Origin of the sequence: Streptomyces sp. NPDC007095 (assembly GCF_040634475.1) — a bacterium.
GTDB lineage: Bacteria > Actinomycetota > Actinomycetes > Streptomycetales > Streptomycetaceae > Streptomyces.
Genome location: NZ_JBEYFS010000122.1, coordinates 1 through 23,354, shown reverse-complemented (window position 1 = coordinate 23,354; position 23,354 = coordinate 1). Strand labels below are relative to the sequence as shown.

Annotated in this window: 12 protein-coding genes and 1 pseudogene; 7 read left to right on the top strand and 6 right to left on the bottom strand. The window is 70.7% G+C overall.

Annotated elements, in window-relative coordinates:
• Nucleotides 1–198: 198 nt before the first annotated feature.
• From ABZ656_RS34075 to ABZ656_RS34065, 3 genes are all read right to left on the bottom strand, one after another.
• Nucleotides 199–540 (bottom strand): hypothetical protein, encoded by a 342-nt coding sequence (locus tag ABZ656_RS34075; protein WP_360273147.1) that lies wholly within the window; start codon nt 538–540, stop codon nt 199–201.
• Nucleotides 541–582: 42 nt separating this feature from the next.
• Complete coding sequence (locus ABZ656_RS34070; RefSeq protein WP_180362301.1) at nt 583–726, bottom strand: hypothetical protein; 144 nt, start codon at nt 724–726, stop codon at nt 583–585.
• Nucleotides 727–827: 101 nt separating this feature from the next.
• Complete coding sequence (locus tag ABZ656_RS34065; RefSeq protein ID WP_101403286.1) at nt 828–1,400, bottom strand: TetR/AcrR family transcriptional regulator; 573 nt, start codon at nt 1,398–1,400, stop codon at nt 828–830.
• 112 nt (nt 1,401–1,512) lie between these two features.
• On the opposite strand from ABZ656_RS34065, the gene ABZ656_RS34060 reads away from it, so the two are divergent.
• Together ABZ656_RS34060 and ABZ656_RS34055 are read left to right on the top strand one after the other, a co-directional pair.
• Nucleotides 1,513–2,397, top strand: a complete 885-nt coding sequence (locus ABZ656_RS34060) for an SDR family oxidoreductase (RefSeq protein WP_101403285.1) — start codon at nt 1,513–1,515, stop codon at nt 2,395–2,397.
• A 591-nt stretch (nt 2,398–2,988) separates the two neighbouring features.
• Nucleotides 2,989–3,436 (top strand): annotated as a pseudogene (locus ABZ656_RS34055) (hypothetical protein); the annotation flags it as partial.
• 397 nt (nt 3,437–3,833) lie between these two features.
• Here ABZ656_RS34055 and ABZ656_RS34050 read toward each other — a convergent pair.
• Entirely contained in the window at nt 3,834–4,790 is a 957-nt protein-coding gene (locus ABZ656_RS34050; protein WP_101403284.1) for a type II CAAX endopeptidase family protein, read from the bottom strand.
• Nucleotides 4,791–5,072: 282 nt separating this feature from the next.
• Here ABZ656_RS34050 and ABZ656_RS34045 point away from each other — a divergent pair, with 282 nt between their 5' ends.
• Together ABZ656_RS34045 and ABZ656_RS34040 are read left to right on the top strand one after the other, a co-directional pair.
• Nucleotides 5,073–6,473, top strand: a complete 1,401-nt coding sequence (locus tag ABZ656_RS34045; protein WP_360273142.1) for a histidine kinase — start codon at nt 5,073–5,075, stop codon at nt 6,471–6,473.
• Nucleotides 6,470–7,234, top strand: a complete 765-nt coding sequence (locus ABZ656_RS34040; protein WP_360273139.1) for a response regulator transcription factor — start codon at nt 6,470–6,472, stop codon at nt 7,232–7,234. The genes ABZ656_RS34045 and ABZ656_RS34040 overlap by 4 nt, the downstream gene beginning before the upstream one ends.
• 468 nt (nt 7,235–7,702) lie before the next feature.
• Here the strand turns inward: ABZ656_RS34040 and ABZ656_RS34035 are convergent, their stop codons facing one another.
• Nucleotides 7,703–8,461, bottom strand: coding sequence for a hypothetical protein (locus tag ABZ656_RS34035; RefSeq protein ID WP_360273136.1), 759 nt, complete (start codon nt 8,459–8,461; stop codon nt 7,703–7,705).
• A gap of 701 nt (nt 8,462–9,162) precedes the next feature.
• Here ABZ656_RS34035 and ABZ656_RS34030 point away from each other — a divergent pair.
• On the top strand, nt 9,163–9,375 hold the full coding sequence (locus ABZ656_RS34030; protein WP_101403281.1) for an MbtH family protein: 213 nt from the start codon (nt 9,163–9,165) through the stop codon (nt 9,373–9,375).
• A gap of 129 nt (nt 9,376–9,504) precedes the next feature.
• On the opposite strand, the gene ABZ656_RS34025 is transcribed toward ABZ656_RS34030, so the two are convergent.
• Entirely contained in the window at nt 9,505–12,519 is a 3,015-nt protein-coding gene (locus ABZ656_RS34025) for an amino acid adenylation domain-containing protein (RefSeq protein ID WP_360273133.1), read from the bottom strand.
• A 755-nt stretch (nt 12,520–13,274) separates the two neighbouring features.
• Between ABZ656_RS34025 and ABZ656_RS34020 the strand changes: the two genes are divergently transcribed.
• Nucleotides 13,275–17,456, top strand: coding sequence for an amino acid adenylation domain-containing protein (locus ABZ656_RS34020; RefSeq protein WP_360273130.1), 4,182 nt, complete (start codon nt 13,275–13,277; stop codon nt 17,454–17,456).
• The coding region (locus ABZ656_RS34015; RefSeq protein ID WP_360273127.1) for an amino acid adenylation domain-containing protein at nt 17,453–23,354 on the top strand (5,902 nt) is incomplete at its 3' end. The genes ABZ656_RS34020 and ABZ656_RS34015, both read left to right, overlap by 4 nt.

Here is a 23,354-nt window from a genome sequence, read left to right as displayed (position 1 = left end):
GTCGCAGGACTTCCAGGATCACGTGGTGGCCGCGAACCATACGGGCAACGCTTCCCGCCAACTGTCGAACGACGCTGAAGATGTGCATGAAGGCAACGTGCTGGTTCTCGGCGCAGTGGGGTGAAGAGGACCCCGACGATCCCTAGAGACCGCCGTCAGGCCGCCGGGGTCTGCGTTGTCACGGTGTCGCTTTCGTCGTCACTCTGTCGCGTGCGTCTCGGTGATGGCGATGCGGGTGGAGGACTCGTCCACGATGCTCTTCTCGTCGGCTAACGCGGCGATGAGGGACTGCAGAGCGATGTTGTTGACCGAGCGGGGCAGGCCGCGGCTGGTGAGGTGGATCAGGTCGACGGCGTCGTCGGAGAACAGCGGATCCGATCGGCCGGGGATCGTCAGGTGGTGCTTGATGTAGCTGGCGATCTCCTCCTTGCTCATGGTCGGAATCTGGAAGCCGATCGAGATCCGCTGGTCCATGGCCGCCAGGACGCCGTGCTTCATCCGCTTCCACAGCGTGGGCTGCCCGATCAGCGACTCCGTCACAAGTTCTCCGGCTGTAGTACGACGCGCTGAACCGCGGAAACGTCAACGAGGACAGAGCTGCGGGCTGAGCTGGCCGCGCTGAACGGGCAGATTGCTGCCGCCGAGGAGGAGCTGTCCGACCTGGTGGTCACCCATGCGACGCTCGCCCGTGTGCACGCCTTCACCGGAGCGGGGACGCAGAGACAACGGACACCTCGACAACTGCATCGGCCTTCGGGACTGCTCCGAGCATGGCTCCTGATCACGCCACCGGACCGGAAAGCTCCAAGATCACCAACGGAGTCCGGCTAGTCGAGGGCAGCTGCCGCGGCTCGGAGTTCGTCGAGTGCGTGGCGTGCGAGCTCGGTGAGCGTCTGCTGGCCGGCCGGATCGGCCCATTGGTCGAAGGCGTGGTAGAAGGCGCGAATGCCGAGTTCGGCGGCGAGACTCGCGGTCGGTTCCGATACCCCCCGCTTACGGAGGGCGTCGGCCATGGCATGGGCGAGTTGGCCGCGTTTGAACGCGGCGCGCTCCTGCAGTTCGATGTTGCCGGCGGTGACCGAGCGGAGCTTGGCGCTGAACTCACGGCGGTCGTCCGTGAAGGTGGCCGTGAGGGCGTCGAGGGCCGCGCGGACCGCTTCGAGTGGCGTGGCCGGGCCGGGCGCGGCAGCCATCGCGTCGGCGAGGAGCCGGGTGTGCGTGTCCTGGCCGGCGAAGAGCACTTCCCGTTTGTCGGGGAAGTGCCGGAAGAAGGTGGTCTTGGTGAGACCGGCCCGATCGGCGATCTGATTGACGGTGGTGGCCTCGTAGCCCTGCTCGGTGAACAGGTCGAGTGCGGCGCGCACCAGCCGTTGTCGCGCGTTCGGTTCCCATCGAGCCATGCGGCCAGCATAGGTGATGTGACTTAGTGCCGTCACTTTGGCTATGGTGACGGTACCAAGTCACATCACTGGGCTCCGCCCTGGCGGAGCGCCCCGTCCTGGAGAGACACTCATGCGTGTATTCGTCACCGGCGCCGGCGGCCACATCGGATCGGCCGTGCTGCCCGAACTGATCCAGACCGGACACGAGGTCGTCGGCCTGGCACGGTCCGACGCCTCGGCCGACGCCGTCAAAACCCTGGGCGCCGAGGTGCGCCGCGGCGACATCGCCGACCTGGACGGCCTGCGCGAGGCCGCGGCCGACGCCGACGCGGTCATCCACCTCGCGTTCAACCATGACGCCGTATCCCCCCAGGACTTCGCCGCTGCGGCGACCGCCGACCTGACTGTGGCGCGCACACTCGGCGACGCGCTGGCCGGAACGGGCAAGACCCTCATCGGCGTCGGCCTGACGCACACCGGCGACGCGAAGCGGGACGCGGCGATCAACGCCAACCCCCGCTCCGCCGTCGCGCGCGCGATCGCCGGGTTCACCGAGCAGGGCGTGCGGGCCATGCTGGTCGCGGTCCCGCCGGTCACCCACAGCACACGGGACCGGCACGGCTTCATTCCCAGGCTGATCAAGATCGCCCGCGCCTCAGGCGTCTCCGGCTACATCGGCGACGGCGCCAACCGCTGGGCCGCCGGCCACACCCTGGACGTCGGCCGCCTCTTCCGGCTCGCGCTGGACAAGGCCCCGGCCGGATCCCAGCTGTACGCCGCGACCGAAGAGGGTATCCCGGTGCGGGAGATCGCCGAGAACATCGGCCGCCACCTGAACGTCCCGGCCGTGAGCATCCCCGCCGAGCAGGCCGCGGACCACTTCAAGGGCTTCCCGTTCATCACGCTCGACATCACGATGCCCAACACGGACACCAGGCAGTTGCTGGACTGGGAGCCGGTCCACCCCGGCCTGATCGCCGATCTCGAAGACGGCCACTACTTCACCACCAGCTGACCCCGACCCGCCCCACCGGCCCAGCCGACGGTTCGTCCACCGGCTGGGCCGGCAAGGGGCTCCGCGGCCCCGCCACATGATCGGCCGGACAGCTCCCAGTACGCCGACTGGGCTGGTCAGGGGCGGTGCGGAGACGGGTATGGCCACCGGTGATCATCGGTGGTGTGTGGACAAACGAAGATCAGGCGGTGGCCGCAGAGCATGGCGTAGACCCCACTGGCTGAGCAGCTTCGAGGGCCGGATGGGCCGGATCGCAGGGCGCTTCGCGCGGGTGGAACCGCGGCAGCGGGCACAGTCGCTGGTGCTGGGGCGGTTGTCCGGCCTGCCTCGGAAGAACTGCCGGACCATCACCGGACATACCGGGCATGCCAGGCATGCCACACCGTCACCGCCGCCCATGAACACGCTCGACAGCCAGCCCCGACAAACTGATCCCGCTGACCTGCAACGCGATCCAGTACCTGTTGACCCATCTGGCCGTCCCGCTCGTCCACAACCCCGCGCACCGGCTCCGCAGGTCCCACTGGCGACGACGCCACCAAGCCCGAGCCCGCGACAGCCACTACCAACAACAAACGACCCAAAACGCGTGGCTTCCTCGACACCATCCGCGAGGGGCACCCCAACACACCACTGCTGGTCGTCTCACCCATCCTGTGCCCCATTCACGAGGACACCCCGGGCCCCGTGGCGTTCGACTCCAAAGCCCTCAGCGCCGGAAAGCTGCGGTTGATCGCTACGGGCGATCCTGCCGAACACGCCGCCGGGAAGCTGACGCTGAGCGTCATCCGCGACGAGCTGTCCCGCATCGTGAAGCAGCGGGCGGCCGAAGACCCCCAACCTGCACTACCTGGACGGCCGCGACCTCTACGGCGAGGCAGACCACACGGAACTGCCCCTGCCCGACCAGCTCCACCCGGACGCCGCCACCCACCGCCATATCGGCGAACGCTTCGCCGATATGGCCTTCGGTGCCGGCGGATCGTTCGCACGCGTGCGACGAGCGGTACTGAGGGCAGCGTACTCGTACGTTGAGTGAGCGTACGAGTACGCCGGACCCCTGGCACCCCCTTGTTGCGCAACGGCCGGACTGTCGAGCACTCCGTTGCCGAGCCCGAAGAGGCACCCGCTGCAAAGACGCTGGAGGCGAGGCTGGCACCGCGTTGATCTTCTTCTACCGCTGGCAGGAGGGTCGAGCGCGGACGCATCGCACGCACACCACCGGATTTCTTGGGAGTTCGCGTGTGGCGCCAGGGACCTGGGCTGTGAAGGGTGATGACAAGCCTGATACGAGTCCAGGGAAGAGCCCGATGCCAGACCACGGCCCGCCCGAGATCGGCGGGGCGTTTCCCGCCGCCTTAGAGCAGTTGCGCATGACTATGGCGGCAGGGCCCGGAATCCTTCTCGATTCCGGGCCCTGCCGCCATGCCTACCGGTCACCGCTGGGGCGCCGTCTGCGCTGGCTGTCGGCCGCGGCGGGTGTAGAAGCGGTCCCGGCGCTTGGCTTCGCGGAGGAACAGGATGGCAGGGATCAGGCAGACCACGATGGCCACCAGCCCGGCCTCGGGCCCGAACGCGCCGCCGGTCAGCGCCTCGGGGCCGCTCACCGAGGCAGTGAACAGGCTGCCGTGGTTCACGTCGGATCCGGAGACGGTGGTGCCGAAGACGCCGCCCTCCGCCATGTTCCACCCCAGGTGCAGCCCGATCGGCAGCCACAGGGAGCGGGTTGCCGCGTAGGCAGCGCCGAACAGCAGGCCCGCCTCGATGGCGACGGCCAGCGCGCCCCACACCGTGGCATCCGGGTTCACCAGGTGCAGCGCCCCGAAAAGCACGCCCGATGCCGCCAGCGCGCCCCACGTGCCGGTCTTCTCCTCCAGGATGCGAAACAGCGCGCCACGGAAGACCAATTCCTCCGTCACCGCCACGCAGGTCATCAGACCCAGCGTCGTCAGCGCCCCGCCGAACGTCCCCCATCCCTCCAGGTGATAGCCGCCACCCATCGCAATCACCGCGATCACGAGCGAGAACATTCCGAGTCCGAGCAACGCGCCCGTGCGCAGCCCGGACCGAGCCTCCGCCGGCCGCAGTTCGGCTGGGTTCCGGCGTCCCTCAAGGCGCCGCACCAGCCACACGTACGCGCCGAGCGCGAGGCCCGCGGTCGCCACACCCGACAGCAGTCCGGTCACCGGGGTCGCGTCGGCCGCGCCGTTGATCAGGCTGGTCAGCCAGTCCACTGCCAGCAGCAGTACGAACAGCACCGGCAGCCGCACCCAGGCGGACTCCCAGCGCACCGAACGCGGCTTGCGGACCGTGTGCTGTTCGTGGGCTCTCTCCGACGGAGCTGACAGTTCCGGCTGCGGCGTCAGATTCGGCTGCTCGCTCGACTGTGACATGGCGTCCTCCTCGTGGGCCGACTCCTCGTGGACCCGGTGCGGGTGTGCTCCGGTGCGGCACGGCAAGAAAGCTACGAGCGGGGAGGGGCCGAGATCGTCACCGCCGAGTGGGCACTTCCCGGGGTGTTGTCCCTCGCGCGGGGCACCCCGCGGTGTCCACTCACGGGGGATGCCTGTGTCATCAGGGTGGGGATACGTTTGGCGGACGTACGTCTGCCCCCGTCCCTGCCGTGCCCGCCCATACCGGGCCACAGCCGTATCCGTAGGACCACAGTGAGACCCGTGAACTCCGACAGCACCAAGAGCACGCTGTCACCTGGACCGGACGAAGCAGCCGGAGCGCCCGGCGTCCGCGGACCGGCCGGGACGCCCGCGGCCCGGGAGCCCGTCGGCCCGCCCCGCCCGGCACCCCCGTCCCGTCTCCGCGCCCGCGCCGCGCGCACGGCAGCGGAGTGCGAGGGACGGTGGCGGACCTGGGCCGTGTGGTGGCACGGGCGCCCGCGGGGCGCCCGGGACCGGGAGCTGGCTCTCGTGCTGTCCGTGCTGTCCTTCGCCGAGCCGCTGGCCGGTATCGGTGTCCAGTTCGGCGACCTGCCGACCCGGCACGCGCCCGTGCTCGCGGTGCTGCTGGCGCTGGGGCAGACCCTGCCGCTGGCGGTGCGTACCAGCCGCCCCGTGCTCTGTCTCGCGCTGGTGGGCCTGTGCTTCGGGGGGTACCAGTCGCTGGGGCTGCCGCAGTCGTTCGCCGGTTCGGGGCTGTACCTGGCTCTGTACTCGGTGGGCGCGCACGCGGAGCGCGGGCGGCGGCTGCTGATCGTGCCCGCCGTGGCGGCGTACGCTCTCTGGTGCGCCGTCCTGCGCGCGCTCGGATCGCCGCTACGGCTGGAGGACTATGCCGTCCTCGCTCTCGTGCTGGCCGCCTTCTGGGGCGCGGGCACCGTCGTCCGGGGCCGCCGGGCGGCCGAGGCCGAGCAGCGACGACTCGCCGCGCTGGCCGCCACCCAAGCCGAACGAAGCCGCCTGGCACGGGAGTTGCACGACGTGGTGACCCACCACGTCACCGCGATGGTGGTGCAGTCCGACGCCGCGCAGTTCCTCCTCGACTCCCCGGAGCGGGTGACCGAGGCGATGAACGCGATCAGCGGGACCGGACGGCGCGCGCTTGCCGAACTGCGCTACCTGCTCGACGTGCTCGAGGCCACCGGCCAGTCCGCGCCGAACGGGTCGGAGCCGGGCGGTCGCGCGCCTGCCCGTGGCGATCTGCGGGACCTGGTGGAGCAGAGCCGTATGGGCGGCCAGCCCGTCGACCTGGTCGAGGAGGGCGAGCGGGTGCCGCTGCCGATCGGCGCGGACCTGGCCATCTACCGGCTCGTCCAGGAATCCCTCACCAACGCCCTGAAGTACGCGGCCGGGCGGCCCACCCACGTCACAGTCTGCTACCGCCGCGAGCATGTCGACATCGAGGTCGCCAACGACGGTCTTGACGATCACGCCCGCCGACGCGGCGGCTCTCCCGGCGAGGGCCGCCACACGGCGCCCAGGCCCCACCACGTGTCCGGGGGACGGGGGCTGAGCGGGCTCCGCGAGCGCGTCAGTATGTTTGGCGGTGACTTCACCGCGGGCCCGCGCGCCGACGGGGGCTTCTCGGTCCGCGCCCGTATCCCCACCGGAGATGACGCATGACCGCAGGATCCCCTCCGCCACCCGCTCTCCCGCCACTCCCCCCGGCGGACTCCAGCGCTCCGATCCGTGTCCTGATCTGCGAGGACCAGGCCCTCGTGCGGGCCGGCTACGTCACGATCTTCTCGGCCCAGCCCGACATGGAAGTGGTGGGCGAAGCAGCCGACGGCCGCGCCGCGGTCGAGGCGGCCAAGGCGCTGCGGCCCGACGTCGCCGTGATGGACATCCGGATGCCGCTCCTCGACGGCATCGAGGCCACCCGACAACTGGCCGGCCCCGGCGCGACGGCCAGGACACGGATCCTCGTGGTCACCACATTCAACGTGGACGCGTACGTGTACGAGGCGCTGCGCGCCGGGGCCAGCGGCTTCCTGCTCAAAGACGCACACCCGACGGAACTGGTCAACGGCGTACGAACCGTCGCGCGCGGCGAGTCACTGCTCGCGCCCGCCGTGACGCGCACACTGATCGGCGAGTTCGCCGGCCGGGTGCGGGCCGCGGACGGCCCGGCCCCGGACTCGGGCCCCGGGCCGGGCCCGGCGCAGGAGCGGGAACGCCTGAAGGTCCTCACCCCGCGCGAGCACGAGGTGCTCAGGCTGATCAGTGCGGGCCTCTCGAACGCGGAGATCGCGGAGGAACTGGTACTCAGCGCGGAGACCGTCAAGACCTATGTGTCGCGCATCCTGACCAAACTGGACCTGCGTGACCGCGTCCAGGCCGTCGTCCTCGCCTACCGGACCGGAGTGGCCCCAAGCCAGGGCTGAACCCGCGGCCGACAAAAAATGCGTCGGAACCGAGCCGCCCTCCGGCCCCGACGACCTGCTGCACGCCGCCCTCGACCAGCTCGGACTGCCCCGCGAATACGCGGCAGCGGCACGCGGCCACCCGGACGCCCTCGACGTCTTGCGGACCTCGAACCGGCTGTGGACCCACTTCAGCCCCGCGGAGGGGATCGCCCTCCGCCTCACCTGCGGCGATTCGTGAAGGTCCGGTACCCACCATCCACCTCGACGTCGACCAGCGCCCTGTAGAGCAGGTTCCCGTACTCGTCAAGGCGCAGGTCGTACAGATATCCCTGCGCCACGCCTGCACTTCGCCGGCCGGGTGATCCGCCAGGGCCTGCGCGGCGTAGCCGAGGGGGATGCCGCCGTGCGCGACGGCCCACCCCCACACGGCCAACGCCTCGATCAGTGCGGGCCGTTCGGACGGGAGATTGGGGTGGAAGACCATGATCAGTGGAACTCCACCCGGACAACGACCGCGAGGAGCTCACCCGCGTCGCCGGCGGCCTGCAGCGCCCGCTGATCGGGCTCCTTGACCGGGCCGACGACCAGGACATGCTGCAGCTGGTCGAGCAGCGCCCACCAGTCTTCCGGCATGCTCACGGACTCCGCCGCCCGCCACATCTCGATGGCGTCCGCTCCGTCCGGGCCGACGTGCACCAGGCCTGCCAGCGCGCGGTCGGCGATCCTCGCCCTCAGCCGCCAGCTAGGGTCGGTGTCCGGCATCCCGTACAGGCCCCAGTGCTCCCACTCGGTACGTCGCTCCAGGTCCTCGATCCCCGCGCCGTCGGTCTCCGGGTACAGCGTGATCATCGGCATCGGCCGGCCCTCGCGCGTCCTGGTCTGCCCGGGGAAGATCCCGTAGTTCTCCGCAAGGTGGTAGGTGTCGATGCCCTCGGAGACGTCCAGGTCGTCGAGCGTGACGACCTTGATCCCGGTGTCCCGGAACGCGTCCATGGGGTCCGCCGGCCACTGACGCGAGGGTGGTTCCGTGAGGCCACCGTCGAGGAGTCCGATACCCTCACCCGCCAGCGCCGCCCGGGAACCGGCCCAGATGTCGAGCGACGCCTCCAGCAGATCCTCGGCGTCCTCCTCGCTCAGCTCGGCGACGGCGCGCAGCGCGGCCTCGGCGCGGCTGGTGAAAGCCGTGCCGCGCGCCCGCTCGATCCACGCCCGGGCGGCGGGACCGGCAAAGGGCGAGCGCTGCACGCTCTCGCGTGAGCTCGTAAGGAAGACCGATGGGCCCGTCCGTGTGGCTGCGAGGCAGGAGCCGGGTGGGTTGGTGATCGGATCGGATGGGGGCGGCCGGTCCTACGTCGTCGGCCGCGACGGAGCGGTGCATCGGACGCGGACAGCCTCGCTGGATGAACCGGAACTCGACACAGTGGCGGATGATCCGCGTCAGTTCCTGGAACTGCTGGAACGGTCCTTGGCTCGGTTCATCGCCACGGGCGAACCGGGGTATCTCTAGTCTGAGGAGCAGGCTGGTACCGCTTCGACAGGACGGTGGGGGCGGCTGTGGGCTCGTTGATCGAAGAGGTACAGCGGCTGGAGGCTGCGGCCCAGGGGCGAGTAGAGCAACTTCGCATGGAAGTCGCGGAGTTGACTGAGCTGCTCTCCGCAGCGGAGGAACGGCTCGTCCGTTTGCGGATCACGCGGGACCGTCGGTGAGATTCGCTCTTGGTCCCCATGGTGATCCTTCCCGGCAGAGGTCCCACCTCATGCCATCTAGGCCACACCGGGGCATAGACAATCTTTAGGACAGTCCCGGTTCTGGGGGCTCAGCAAGAACTGATCCAAAGTCCCCCTGTCCCCCAGTGGCCGAGACTGGCCGTGGCACGGTCCAAAAAGTCGCTGCGGATCGGCCGACCGCGTCCGCATCTCATCCCCGAGCAGCATGGAGCAGATCGATGAGCAACCCGTTCGAGAATTCCGATGCGCAGTACCTCGTCCTGGTCAACGACGAGCTGCAGCACTCACTGTGGCCGAGCGATGCCGCCGTGCCCGCGGGATGGTCCGTCGCCCTGTCGGCCACGAGTCGTCAGGCGTGCCTCGACCACGTCGAGGAGCACTGGTCGGACATCCGCCCCCAGAGCGTGGCAGCAGCGACGGCCACGAGCTGAGACAACGCCTGGCGGTGCCGACCACACCGCCGTGCCGGCGAGCGGCCCGTCGCGGACAGAACCGGGCGCGGGCGCACCGGCGGCCTGCCGAGGTCCGCGTTTCCCGCACGGCGGACCTCGGCAGGCCGGTCACCTCTGCGCGCGCAGGTCAGCGACCACCGCTGCCATGCCCTGGACGGTCGGGGCGTCGAAGAACGCGTGCAGCGGCACCTCGACTCCCAGCCGGTCGAGGATCCTCGCCGAGATCTGGGTCATCGTGATCGAGTGACCACCGAGGTCGAAGAGGTTCTCGGTGTCTTCCAGTTCGGGAACTCTGAGCACCTCGCACCAGATCTGCCGTACCGTTTCGAGCACGTTCCCGGAGCCCGTCGAGGGCGCGGGGGCAGCCTCCGGTGGCGACGGCAGCGCCGACCGGTCGAGTTTGCCGTTCGGCGTGGTCGGCAGGGCCTCGACGGCGACGAACGCCTCGGGCACCATGTACGCCGGCAGCGACGCCGCCAGCGCGCGTCGTAGTTCGCCCCCGTCCGCACCGCCGACGTAGTAGCCGACCAGCCTGCCCTCCCGCACCGTCGCGGCGGCCTGGTCCACTCCGGGCACAGCGAGCAGCCGGGACTCGATCTCGCCGAGCTCGATCCGGTAGCCCCTGAGCTTGATCTGGTCATCGATCCTGCCGAGGAACTCCAGCCGTCCGTCGCCGCGTCGGCGTACCCGGTCTCCGGTCCGGTACATGCGGGTTCCCGGCGGCCCGAACGGATCGGGGAGGAACCATTCGCGGTCCAGCTCCGGCCGGCCGAGGTAGCCGCGGGCGAGTCCGGCCCCGGCGAGGTAGAGGTCGCCGGGGATGCCCTCGGGGACGGGCGTCAGGCGCTCGTCGAGCAGGTAGACCCGGGTGTTCGCGAGCGGGCGGCCGATCGTCACCCGATCGGGCTCGGGACCGATCTCGTCCGCCATCGACCAGACGGTCGCCTCGGTCGGCCCGTACAGGTTGACGAGTCTGCCGACCTTGGGGCGCAACCGCTGAGCCAGCGTCAGGGGGAGGGCCTCGCCTCCGGTGATCGCGGTGATCCCGGGCGCGGCGAAGCCGGCGTCCAGGAGCATCGCCCAGCCGGTCGGGGTCGCCTGCATGTGGGTGACCTCCTGACGAGCGATCAGTTCGCGCAGTGCCGAGCCGTCACGCGTCTGGGTCTCGCTCGCCATGACCACCGTCCCGCCGGTGACCAGAGCGAGGAAGAGCTCCGGTACGGACATGTCGAACGCCGCCGAGGCCGACGCCAACCAGCGGTGACCCGGCCGGGCGTCCAGCAGGTCCCGCATCGACAGCAGCAGGTTGACCAGCGACCGGTGCTCGATCTGCACGCCCTTGGGGCGGCCGGTCGAGCCCGAGGTGTAGATCACATAGGCCAGGTCGTCCGGTGCCGGCGACGTGGTGACCGCCCGGTCGGCCACGCCGGGGTCCTCGGTGGCGGGCGCGAGTTCGGCGTCCCCCAGTTCGAGTACGGCTTGGCAGTCCGCGATGATGAAGTCGAGCCGTTCCGCCGGGTACTCCGCGTCGAGCGGGACGTAGGCCGCACCCGCCTTCAGGACTCCGAGCAGACCGATCAGGAGCCGCTCCGTTCGGCTCGCCCGCACCGCGACGAGTTCTCCTGGACGGATGCCCTTGCTTCGCAGCCGGTCGGCGAGCCGTGTCGCGGCGGCGTCCAGCTGTGCGTAGGTGAGCTGCCGGTCGGCATGGATGACGGCGACGGCGTCCGGTCGGCGAGCGACCTGCTCCGCGAACAGTTCCGGGACGGCCCGTACCGGATGGTCGACGGCGGTGTCGTTGTGGTCGGCGAGCAGCCGGTCCCTCTCCTGCCGGTCCAGCAAGGGAAGTTCGGCCAGCGCGGTGTCCGGGGCGGTCGTGATGTGGGTGAGTGCGGACAGCCAGTGCCGGCTCATGCTCCGGACGTTGTCGCGGGTGAGCGACTCGGGCGGGTACTGGAATACCGCGTCGAGCCCGTCAGGTCCGTCGAGCAGGGCGATGTGCAGGGTGTGGCGAACGACAGAGTCCAGGGGAAGCCGGTCCACCGTGGCCACGACACCGGGGAAGTGCGGCGCGGCGGTCCACCGGTGACAGGTCAGGTGGACCGAAGCCGACGCCAGGCCCGGCTTCGTCCCCGCTCTGCCGCGTGCGAGCGGGACGTCGCGCACCCGGTGGAGTTCCCGCAGTCCGGAGCTGATCCCGCGGGCGAAGTCCGCGAACGGCATATCACCCCCCGGGACGGAGGAGAAAGGCAGCTCGTTGACGTGGGCACCGATGCGTACTTGCTGGTCCGGGGTGCGCGTGTCGAGATCGAGAGCCGTGACTGGTGCGGTGTTGCCGTAACGGAACAGGACGGCGTGCAGGGACGCGAGGATCAACTCGTACCGGGTCACGCCGATTCGGTCCGCCACGTCTTGGAGCTTCTGCCGCAGCTCCCCCGGTATCCGCAACTCCACCGACTCGCCGTTCCGTACTCCCCGGGCAGGCCGGTCCAGTCCGGGGAGCAGCAGGTCGTCATCGAACGGGTGGTCCGTCCAGTACCGCTGCGCGAGGGGCAACGCGGCGGCGATCCGCTGCTCCTCGCTGCCGACCGGTTCCGCCGGTGAGAGCTCCGGCAGTCCGGGCTCGCCGTCCTCGACCTCCGCTCGGTAGAGCGCGGCGAGGTCGGTCACGAACAGCTCCATGGACCGGCGGTCGAAGACCAGTCGGTGGACGACGACCAGCAGCCGGTGCTCGCGCGGCCCTGTCGTCTGCACCACCAAGCGGCTCAGCGGACCACGGGCGAGGTCGAACGGGGCAACGATGTGCCTTCGTGTGGCTTCCCGGCTGTGCTGCTCGATCACCAGCTCGGGCCGGGTCGCGGCGGGGACCAGGAAGGGCGCTCCGTCCCGGTCCTCCACGGCGGATGCGAGGTCCGGATGCCTGCTCAGTACGGCGCCGCAGGCGTGCTCCAGTGCCGCGACGTCGAGGTCGCCGTCGAAGAGCACGGCGAACGACAGGTGGTGCACGGCGCCGCAGTCGTCGAGCAGCTCGTTGAACCAGATGCCGCTCTGCGCCGCGGAGGCGGGACGTGTATCCGGTCGGCCTTGGACCGAGACGTGTGAGTTGGCCGGAACATCGGGCATCGAGCAGATCCTGTCACCGTCATGGGAAATCCCGGCGGGGGCATTCCCGGGTACTGCGGCTGGGGACGACCCCGCGCCGACCGAAGAAATCAATCTGCCTGATCTTTACCGCCTTACGCAATGTCCTGCTTGATCTCTCGAATGTTCCGCCGCGCAAACCAGGACCGATCCGTCGGCGTCACCGAAAACCTGTCATTCTCTTACACCGACACAACTCTGCCCGAACGCACAACCGATGTGCCCTGAACGCCAATTGACAGACACTCGGGTTCCATAAATGATCGCTGTGTCGATTGGGTCCGAGAGCGGATTCCCGAGTTGGTTCCGCGCACACGGACCTGTCCGTACGAGCGCAGTTGAAGAGGGGGCGGGGGCACCATGACCACCCTGGGTCGGCGGGCATACTGCCCCCTGTCATCGTTACGGCCGTCGACGCCCGCACCCTGCTGACTCCCGCGACAGGCCTCCGCTGCCCCACGGAAATGGACCGCTGCCGGCGTGCGGCACCGCGCGGAGCGTATAAGCACCCGTACCGAGATCCGCCCGGTCGAAACAGCCCGTGGAAAATCGACTCCTGACTGCCACCGTCCACGGCATGGACGGCGTGGACAGAATGGACCCATCACCCGGAAACAATCTTCTCGGCTCGTGTCCCCCGTATTCCCGGACAGGGGCTGCCGGACCGCGGCCCGCCCTTTCGACTTTCCATCCGATCATCCTGAACACAGGCGTCCTGCCGAGGGGAAAAGCCAGCCTTGCCCGCGAACCAGTCGTTCCACAACCCGGCCTCCGCGTACGCGGGGTCAACGCCGCAGCAGACCACCGCCGTCATGCCGCCGACGAGCGGGGCGGGGCTGCTGGTGTCGTCGTTCTCCCAGCAGCGGCTGTGGTTCCTGGCGCAGATGCAGGGCGCCAGCGAGGCTTACCACATGCCGCTGGCGTTCGAGCTGCGGGGTCCGCTGGACCGCGACGCGCTGACCCGTGCGCTCGACAGGCTGGTCGACCGTCATGAGGCGCTTCGTACGCGTTTGATCGCCGCGGCCGGTGAGGCGTTCCAGCGGGTCGACCCGCCCGGCAAGGGTTTCGCGCTGCGGGTAGACGACCTGGCTGGCCGGCCGGACGCGGAATCCCGGTTCGCCGCCCTGCAGCAGGAGGAGGCCACCGCACCGTTCGACCTGGCTCGGGGCCCGTTGTTCCGCGGTCGTCTGGTGGTGCTGGCGGCGGACCGGCACGTCCTGCTGGTCACCGCCCACCACGTCATGTCGGACGGCTGGTCGACCGGTGTGCTGACCCGGGAGCTCGGTGAGCTCTACGCGGCGTTCCGCGAGGGCAAGGACGATCCGCTGCCGCCGCTGCCGGTGCAGTACGCCGACTACGCGGCCTGGCAGCGGCAGTGGCTGTCCGAGGGCGCGGCAGCCAGGCAGGCCGCGTACTGGAGCGATGCTCTGGCGGACGCGCCCGCACTGCTCGACCTGCCGACCGACCGTCCGCGCCCGGCCGAACAGGACTACCGTGGCGGGCAGCTACGGCTCGAATTCGACGCGGAACTCACCGCCGCCCTGAAGGCGCTCAGCCGGCGAAACGGCAGCACCCTCTTCATGACCCTGCTGGCCGGGTGGGCGCTGGTGCTCTCCCGGTCGTCGGGGCAGACCGACGTGGTGATCGGCACGCCCACGGCCAATCGCAGTCGCACCGAGCTGGAAGGACTGATCGGCTTCTTCGTCAACACCCTGGCACTGCGCATGGATCTCTCCGGCGATCCGACGGTGGCTGAGCTGCTGAAACGGGTGCGCGGAGTGACGTTGTCGGCACTGACGCATCAGGATCTGCCGTTCGAGCAGGTGGTGGAACTGGTCAATCCGGCCCGCAGTCTGGCCCATACGCCGTTGTTCCAGGTGATGTTCGCCTGGCAGAACACCGAGGGCGGCGAGCTGGGTCTGCCGGGCCTCGACGTGGCGCCGCTGAATCCGCCGTACACCGCGGCCAAGTTCGACCTGGCGTTGTCACTGGCGGAGGACAGCGACCGTATCGTCGGCACCCTGGACTACGCCGGTGCGTTGTTCGACACCGAGACGGTCGAGCGTCACTGCCGGCAACTGCGGCGGGTGCTGACCCAGATGGCCGCCGAGCCGCAAAGGCGGGTGGCGTCGCTGGAGTTGCTGTCCGGGCAGGAGCGTGTGCAGCTGCTGGACGGGTGGAACGACTCGGCGCGCGAGGTCTCCGCGGGGTGCTTCCCGGCGCTCTTCGAGGAGCAGGTGCGCAGGTCTCCGGAGGCGGTGGCGGTGGAGTTCGGTCCGCTGTCGTTGTCCTACGCTGAGCTGAACGCGCGGGCGAACCGGCTGGCCCGGCATCTGGTGGAGCTGGGTGTGGGGCCGGAGCGGGTGGTGGCGGTGGCGCTGCCCCGGTCGGTGCAGTGGCTGGTGGCGATCCTGGCGGTGATGAAGGCCGGCGGCGCCTATCTGCCGGTCGACCCCGATTATCCGGCCGAGCGGATCGCGTACATGCTCGACGACGCCCGCCCGGTCTGCGTCCTCACCGACCCGGCCACCGCGCCCACCCTGCCCGACACGATCGAGCCTCTCGTCCTCGAGGAGACCGGGGCCGGGACGACCAGGGCCGCCGGGACCAGCGGGACCAGCGGGACTGACGGCACCGCCGGGGCCGCTGGGCCTTCCAGGACTATCGGGACGCCCGCGTTCTCCAGGACTAGCGGGACTAGCGGGACTCGCTGGTCTGCCGGCACTGCCGGGACCACCGCGACCGCCGACGCGGCCGACCCGGCGCACACGACCGACGCAACCGACCTGACCGACGCCGACCGCAGCGCACCGCTCCAGACGGGATCCCCGGCGTACGTGATCTACACCTCGGGTTCGACCGGGCGGCCCAAGGGCGTGGTCGTCACCCACGCGGGCATCGCCGGCCTCTCGGCGGCCCAGGTCGAGCGCCTGGGCGTCACACCGGACAGCCGTGTGCTCCAGTTCGCCTCGCCGAGCTTCGACGCCGCCACCTGGGAGGTGTGCATGGCACTGCTGTCCGGCGCGCGGCTGGTGATGGCGCCGGCGGACGAGCTGCTGCCGGGCGAGGAGCTGGCCGGGGTGGTGCGCCGCCACGCCGTGACCCACGCCACGCTGCCGCCCGCCGCATTGGCGGTGCTGCCGGGGGACGCCCTGCCGGACGGGATGACCCTGGTCGTGGCGGGTGAGGCATGCCCGCCGGCCCTGGTCGGGCACTGGTCGACCGGCCGTCGCATGATCAACGCATACGGTCCGACCGAGACCACTGTCTGCGCCACGATGAGCGCCCCGCTGTCCGAAGCCGTGACCCCGCCCATCGGCACTCCCATGGTCAACACCCGGGTGTACGTGCTCGACGCACGCCTGCAGCCCGTCCCGCCGGGAGTGCGCGGGGAACTGTACGTCGCCGGTGCGGGCCTGGCACGCGGCTACCTTGGCCGTCCGGGGCTGACGGCGGAGCGGTTCGTCGCCGATCCGTACGGCCCGCCCGGTACTCGTATGTACCGCACCGGCGACCTCGCGCGGTGGCATGCCGACGGGCAGCTGGAGTTCGTCGGACGCGTCGACCACCAGGTGAAGGTGCGCGGCTTCCGCGTCGAGCTCGGCGAGATCGAGGCCGCGTTGCTCGATCAGCCGGGTGTTCTCGAAGCCGCGGTACTGGCCGAGCGCGACCGGGACGGCGAGACGCGCCTGGTGGCCGGGGTCGGCCGGGGTGAGGCCGCGCCGCGGCCGGCCAGCGAATATCGCGCCGCACTCGCGCGGCGGCTGCCCGGCTACATGATCCCGGAGCTCTTCGTCGAGCTGCCGCGGCTGCCGCAGACCGCCAACGGCAAGCTCGACCGCGAGGCGCTGCTGGAGCGAACACGGGCAGGCGGCCCCGCCCTGGTCAACACCTCCACCCCGCGCGACCACATCGAGCTGACGCTCTATCAGATATGGCGCCGACTGCTGCTCCAGGCCGACATCGGCATCGACGACAACTTCTTCGACATCGGCGGGACGTCGATCTCCGCCATCAAACTGGCCCACGCCGTCCGTGAGTCGTTCGGCGAGACGCTGCCGATCCGCGACATCATGCTGCACCCGACCATCGAAGCGCTGGGCGGGCGCCTGCGGCAGGGAGCCTCGGCCCAGGCCCCCGGCAACCTGATCGAGTTCCGCAAGGGCGACGGTCCGCGTCGCGTGGTCTGCATCCACCCCGGCGGCGGCACGGCCTTCTGCTACCTCTCGCTGGCCAAGGCACTGCCGGAGGACTGCGGTGTCTACGGCATCCAGTCACCGGGGCTGAACGCCGGCGAGGCATTCCTGCCCACGGTCGAAGCCATGGCCGACAGCTACCTGCGGCTCATCGAACCACTGCTCGACGGGCCGCTGGTGCTCACCGGCCTCTCCTTCGGCGGCTTGGTCGCCCACGAGATGGGACGCCGTCTGGCCCTGGCCGGGCACACCGAGCTGAGCGTGGTCCTCCTCGACACCCAGAGCAGTGACGAGGCCGCCGAGCGCGCCGAGATCGAGCCGGTGGACATGGCCGAGTTCCGCGAGAAACTGGTCAAGTTCAACGGCATGTACCCCGGTATCGACGACGACCAGATCGACCGGTACTTCCGCGTCTACAACCACAACCGGCTGACCGCGCGCGACTACCTGGCGCCGTCCACGTCGGCCCGGTCGGTCCTGTTGCAGGCCACAAAGGGGCTCGACGACGCCGAGGTGCAGGCGGCCGAGGACTTCTGGCGCCGTCGCGCCGACGCCGGCCTCCTGGTGGAGCAACTCACCTGCGACCACTGGGAAATCCTGGAATCCACCGAGGTACCGCGCGTCGCAGCGCTGCTCGGATCCGAGCTGGCCCGTCGGCCGGCATCTCGTCCGGTACCGGCCGAGGGCCGGTATGTCGAGGCAGACCTGGCACAGGGGGCATGATGGAACCCACATCGACCGCATCGGCCGAATCCACGGCCCCCGGCCTGGCGGAAAGTGTGCTCGCCCAGGCCCGCCGCACCCCGACCGCCGTCGCCGTCGTCGACGGTGAACGGCGCCTCGACTACGCCGCACTCGACTCCGCCAGTGCCGCCGTCGCCGACGCCCTGCGCCGCCATGGCATACGGCCCGGCCAGGCGGTGGCGGTCTGCCTGCCGCGGTCCTGGCAACTGGTCTGCGCCATGGTCGGCATCCTGCGTCTGGGCGGGGTGGTGGTACCGCTCGACGTGCAGAGCCCACTCGAGCGGCGCGGCCACATCCTCGCCGACTCGGGCAGCGTGGCACTGGTCCACGGCGAGGCGATACCCGGTGGCCTGCCCGGCGGCGTCGCGCCGCTGGCGGTTTCCGCCCTGCTCGAAGCCGGTCCGGCCGCCGTCGGCGCCCCCCTGCCGGCCCCCACCGCCGCGCCGGTCTCCTTCGTCTTCTACACCTCGGGCACCACCGGCCGGCCCAAGGGCGTCGAGGTGCGTGACGCCGGCATCCTGCGTCTGGCGCAGCCGGGCTACATCGAGCTGCCCGAGGGGGCGCGCTACGCCTGCTTGTCCAACCCCGCGTTCGACGCCCTGAGCTTCGAGGTGTGGGTACCGCTGCTGACCGGCGGCTGCTGCGTGATCCTCGGTGACGAGGTCGTGCAGACACCCGACCTCCTGGCGGCCGAGCTGCTGCGCGAGCGCATCGACACGCTCTTCATGACGGTGGCTCTGTTCAACGCAACCGCCGACAGGGTTCCTGACTGCTTCGCCGGCATCGGCCAGGTGCTGGTCGGCGGCGAGCAGCTCAACGCCCCGCTGATCCGCCGCTGGTACCGCGACAACGCTGTCAGCACCACCCGGCTCCACAACGTGTACGGCCCCACCGAGGCCACCACCTTCGCCCTGTGCCACCCCATCCCGCGCGACTTCGACCGGGACGTCGTACCGATCGGCCGGACACTGCCGGGTACCGAGGCGCTGCTGGTGGTCGACGGCACACGACCGGCCGCGCCCGGCGAGGTGGCCGAACTCCTCCTCGCGGGCGAGGCGCTGGCGGCCGGCTACCGGAATCTGCCGGAGGAGACCGTGCGCCGCTTCGTACGGCTCCCCTGGCACGACGGCGGCCGTAACCGCTACTACCGCACCGGCGACCTGGTGCGGCGCGGCGCCGACGGCCTTATCGAGTACGTGGGGCGCGCCGACCGACAGGTCAAGGTCCGCGGCTTCCGCATCGAGCCGGGTGAGCTGGAACGGCAGATACTGGCCCACCCGGCGGTCCGGCACGCCTACGTCTGCACCCGTCGTGACGAGAAGCAGGGTGTCAACGAGCTGCTGGCCTATCTGGTGCTCGGGGCCGACCTCTCCTTCGACGACTTCGACCGTCACCTGTCGGCAGGCCTGCCGCCGTACATGCGGCCGCACCGGATCCACTTGGTCGACGAGCTGCCGCTCAACGCCAACGGCAAGGTCGACCAGGCCGCTCTGTTGCGGCGGGACGACCAGCCCTGGCGCCGCGCAGAGGCCACCGGTCCGGCGGCCGCCGCCACGGAGTGGCAGCACGAGGTGCTGGAGCTGGCGGGCCAGGTCCTGGGCGTACCGGGTCTGCGCCTGGACGACCGTTGGATCGCGAGCGGCGGCGACTCGCTCAAGGCGCTGCACCTGCGCTTCGAGGTGCGACGACGCTGGGGCTGCGAACTGCCCCAGCGCATGGTCCTGCGGGCGGACTTCGCGGAATTGGCCGCCGCCATCGAGGCCGGCCTGGCCACGGACGACTCGCCCTATCCGGCGCCGTCCGCCCCCGCGGGCGCCCGCTCCGCGCCGGCCACCTCCGAGCAGCAGCGGCTCTGGCTGCTCCAGCAGCAGGACCCTCAGTCCCGCGCCTACAACGTCGGGCAGCCCTTCCGGGTGCGCGGCACCGTCGACAGCGCCGCGCTGCGGCGTGCGCTGCACCGGCTGGTGGTACGCCATCCGGCGCTGCGGACCGCCTTCGAAGCCACCGCCGAGGGACTGCGCCAGGTGGTGGCCGAGCCCTACGACCCGTGGACGGAGCCGCCGGCGGACCTGGGCGACGACGAGCAGAGCCGGCGCGAGCACGCCCGCCGTTTCTTCGCCACGCCCTTCGACCTGGCGCAGCCTCGGCTGCTGCGGGCCAGCTGGCTGGCCGAGGACGACGGCGGCGTGCTGCTGCTGCACCTGCACCACATCGCGGTCGACGGCTGGTCGCTCAACGTGCTCTTGCGCGAACTCTCGGCGGAGTACGCGGCCGTGTCGCACGGGGACGAGGGCGCCGGGACGGTGGTGCCGACGCCGCTCGACTTCGCCGTCTGGCAGGCCGACTGGTTCACCCGCCCCGGCTACCTGACGCAGCGTGCCGAGCTGCGTGCCCACTACGGCGCGGCTGCGGAGGAAGAGGAGCAGGCGGTGGCGGCGCCGTTGGAGCCGATCCGCTCCGCGGTCCGCGCCGAGGGCCGGCTTCTGCGCACCTCGCTCGACCCGGTACGCCGTGCCACGCTGGACCGGCTCTGCTCCGAACTGGGTCTCACCCGCTTCCAGCTGCTGCTGGGTGTCTTCGCCTGGAGTCTGTACGGCGTGACCGGCCGCTCGCGGCTGCGTGTCGCGAGCCCGGTCGCCAATCGGCCCATACAGGAGTTCGAAGCCAGCGTTGGCATGTTCGCCAACACGGTGCTGTTGCCCATGAGTATGGCGCCCCGCGAGACGCTCTGCGCACAGCTGCTGCGCCACGGTGCCGCCGCACAGGCGGTACTGGACCGGCAGGAGGTGGCCCTGGCCGACGTACTGGCCGACCAGCAGTCCCGCGATGAAGGCGCGCCCTTCGACTTCCTGTTCGTACTGGAGAACACCGACTTCTCCGCGCTGGCGCTGCCGGGCTGCACCGTGCGCCCGGAATGGCTCGCGCCTGCCGAGGCCAAGTGCCCGCTGACGCTGTCCGTGGTCGAGCACGAGGCTGGCTTCGACTGTCTGTGGGAATACGCCGACGACCACTTCGACGCCCCCGAAGTGCAGGCGATGGCCGCCCTGTTCCGCGAGGGTCTGGACTGGCTGGCCGAGGACCAGGACGCCACCCTGTCCCAGCTGGTGACCCCCTACCGCCGCAGCCTCGCCGACCCCGGACGCGGCACTTCGGCGCAGCCGGCCTACAGCACGGTGGCCGAGGGCTTCGCCCGTCAGGTGCGCCTGACACCCACCGCACCGGCGCTGGCGACCGGCGGCCGCATCCTCAGCTATGCCGAACTCGACACCCACGCGGCGGCGCTGGCCGCCGAACTCCTGGAGCGCCTGCCGTCGCCGCCGGGAGACGATCTTCCTCGCAGTGTCGCGCTCCACCTTGCACCTTCGGTCGAACACGTGGTGGCGCTGCTCGCACTGGCACGGCTCAACGTCACCATCGTGCCGCTCGACCCCGGCTATCCGCCGGCCCTGCTGCGCCAGATCCTGGACCAGGCCGAGCCGCTCTGCGTCCTCGTGCCGCCAGGCGGCGAGGCCGCGCTCGACGCGATCGCCCCGCAGGGCCTGCCCCGCCACCCGGTCACCCTGTCGACCGCGGCCGCGCCCGCGCTGCCGCCGCACGAGGGCCGACGGCCGCTGTACACCCTGTTCACCTCGGGCTCCACCGGCACGCCCAAGGGCGTGCAGGTGCCCGACCGCACCCTGTGCAACCTGATGCAGTGGCAGAGCGAATCCGGCGGGCTGGCCGCGCCCGCCGTCACCCAGCAGTTCTCCATGCTGTCCTTCGACGTGTCCTTCCAGGAGATCTTCGGCACTCTGAGCGGCGGCGGCTGTCTGCACCTGGTCCGGCCCGGCTGGCGGCAGGACGCGCCGGCCTTGCTGGCCCAGTTGGAGTCGGCCGGCGTGGAACGCGTCTTCATGCCGTACGTCGCCCTGCAACTCCTGGCGGAGCACGCCGTCCACCTCGGCCGTTACCCCTCGCGGCTCCGTGAGGTGATCACCGCCGGCGAGCAGTTGCTGTGCACGGACGCCATCCGCCGGTGGTTCGCCGGGATGCCCGGCGCGCGCCTGTTCAACCACTACGGCCCCACCGAGACCCATGTCGTCAGCAGCCTCTGCCTGGACGGCGACCCGGCGCACTGGCCGGACCGGCCGGCGATCGGCCTGCCCGTGGCCAACGCCTGGCTGCGCGTGGTCGACGAGGCAGACCAGGCCGTACCACCGGACTGCCCCGGCCGGCTTCTGATCGGTGGGCCGATGGTCTGGCCCTGCTACCTGGGCGACGGGGAACTCAACCAGGCCCGCTTCGTGGAACTGCCCGGCCTCGGGCTCTTCTACCGCACCGGCGACCAGGCCCGCTTCGACCGCCAGGGCCTGCTGCACTACCTGGGCCGCGACGACCAGCAGATCAAACTGAGCGGCCACCGGCTGGAGCTCGGTCAGGTCGAGGCCGCGCTGCTGCAACACCCTCAGATCGTCAACGCCGTGGTGGTGCGCGACGGCGAGCAGTTGACGGCCTGTCTGCAGTGCCGCGACGCGTGCCCCTCGCCGGAGGAACTGGCGAGTCACCTGGCACCGCTGCTGCCGTCCTACGTGCGGATTCACCGCTTCCGTCGACTGGAGGTGCTGCCGCGCACCCCCAGCGGCAAGCTGGACCGCCGCCGGGCGCTGGTCGCACCCGGTGAGGAGCTGAGCCCGCGTGCCGCCACCGCGCCCCGCCTGTCCCCACTGGAAGCGCAGCTCACCGAGCTGTTCGAGACGGTGATCGGCAAACCGGTCGGGCCCGACCAGCGCTTCTTCGACGCCGGCGCCTCCAGCCTCGACCTGATGCGCTTTCACCTGCGGTGCACCACCGAACACGAGCTGCCGCTGACCATCCCTGACCTGTTCGAGCACGTCACCATCCGCCGCCTGGCACGCTTTCTGGAAGGGCGGCCGACCGCGGCGGGGCAGCCCACGGCCGTCACCACAGCCGTGAACCCGGCCGGTGCGGCCGATGAGCCGGTCGCCGTCGTCGGCATGGCGGTGCGCCTGCCCGGGGCCAGTGACCTGGGCGCCTTCTGGGACCTGGTGGACAGCGGCGGCCGCGGCATCGAGCACTTCGACGCCGCCGACGGTCTGGTCGGCGCCCGCAGCCAGATGGCCGGGCTGCTGGCCTTCGACCCGGAGCACTTCGGCATCAGCCGGCAGGAAGCGCGGCTGATGGACCCGCAGCAGCGCCACCTGTTGATGAGCTGTGTCCAGGCACTGGCCCACGCCGGTATCGCCGACCCGGCCGGACGACGCGTCGGACTGATCGCCACCTGCGGCGAGAACACCTACTTCCAGTCCATGCTCCGCGAGGCCGATCCGGCACAGCTGCCCGACGGCTTCCAGATGGCCCTGCACCACGACAAGGACTTCCTCGCGACCAAGGCGGCCTACCACCTGGGCCTGACCGGACCGGCCTTCACCGTGCAGGCCGCCTGCGCCAGCTCGCTGGTGGCCGTACACCTCGCCGCCGGACTGCTGCGCCAGGGCGACGCCGAGGTGATGCTGGCCGGCGGAGTGCTGGTCGACACCCTGCTGACCGACGGCTACCGCTACCGGCCGCAGCACATCTTCTCCAAGGACGGACACTGCCGGCCGTTCAGCGACGACGCCAGCGGCACCATCGGCGCAAGCGGCGTGGGCGTGGTGGTGCTGAAACCGCTGCGGCTCGCGCGGCGCGACGGCGACACCGTCTACGCGGTGGTCACCGGCTCGGCCCTCAACAACGACGGCGCCGGCAAGCTCAGCTACAGCGCGCCCTCGCTGGCCGGCCAGCGCGATGTGTTCCGCGACCCCCAGCCGCGCCGCCGCACCCCCGGTGGCGAAGTGGGGGAACTCGAAACCCAACGAAACGGCACCCAACAGGGAGACA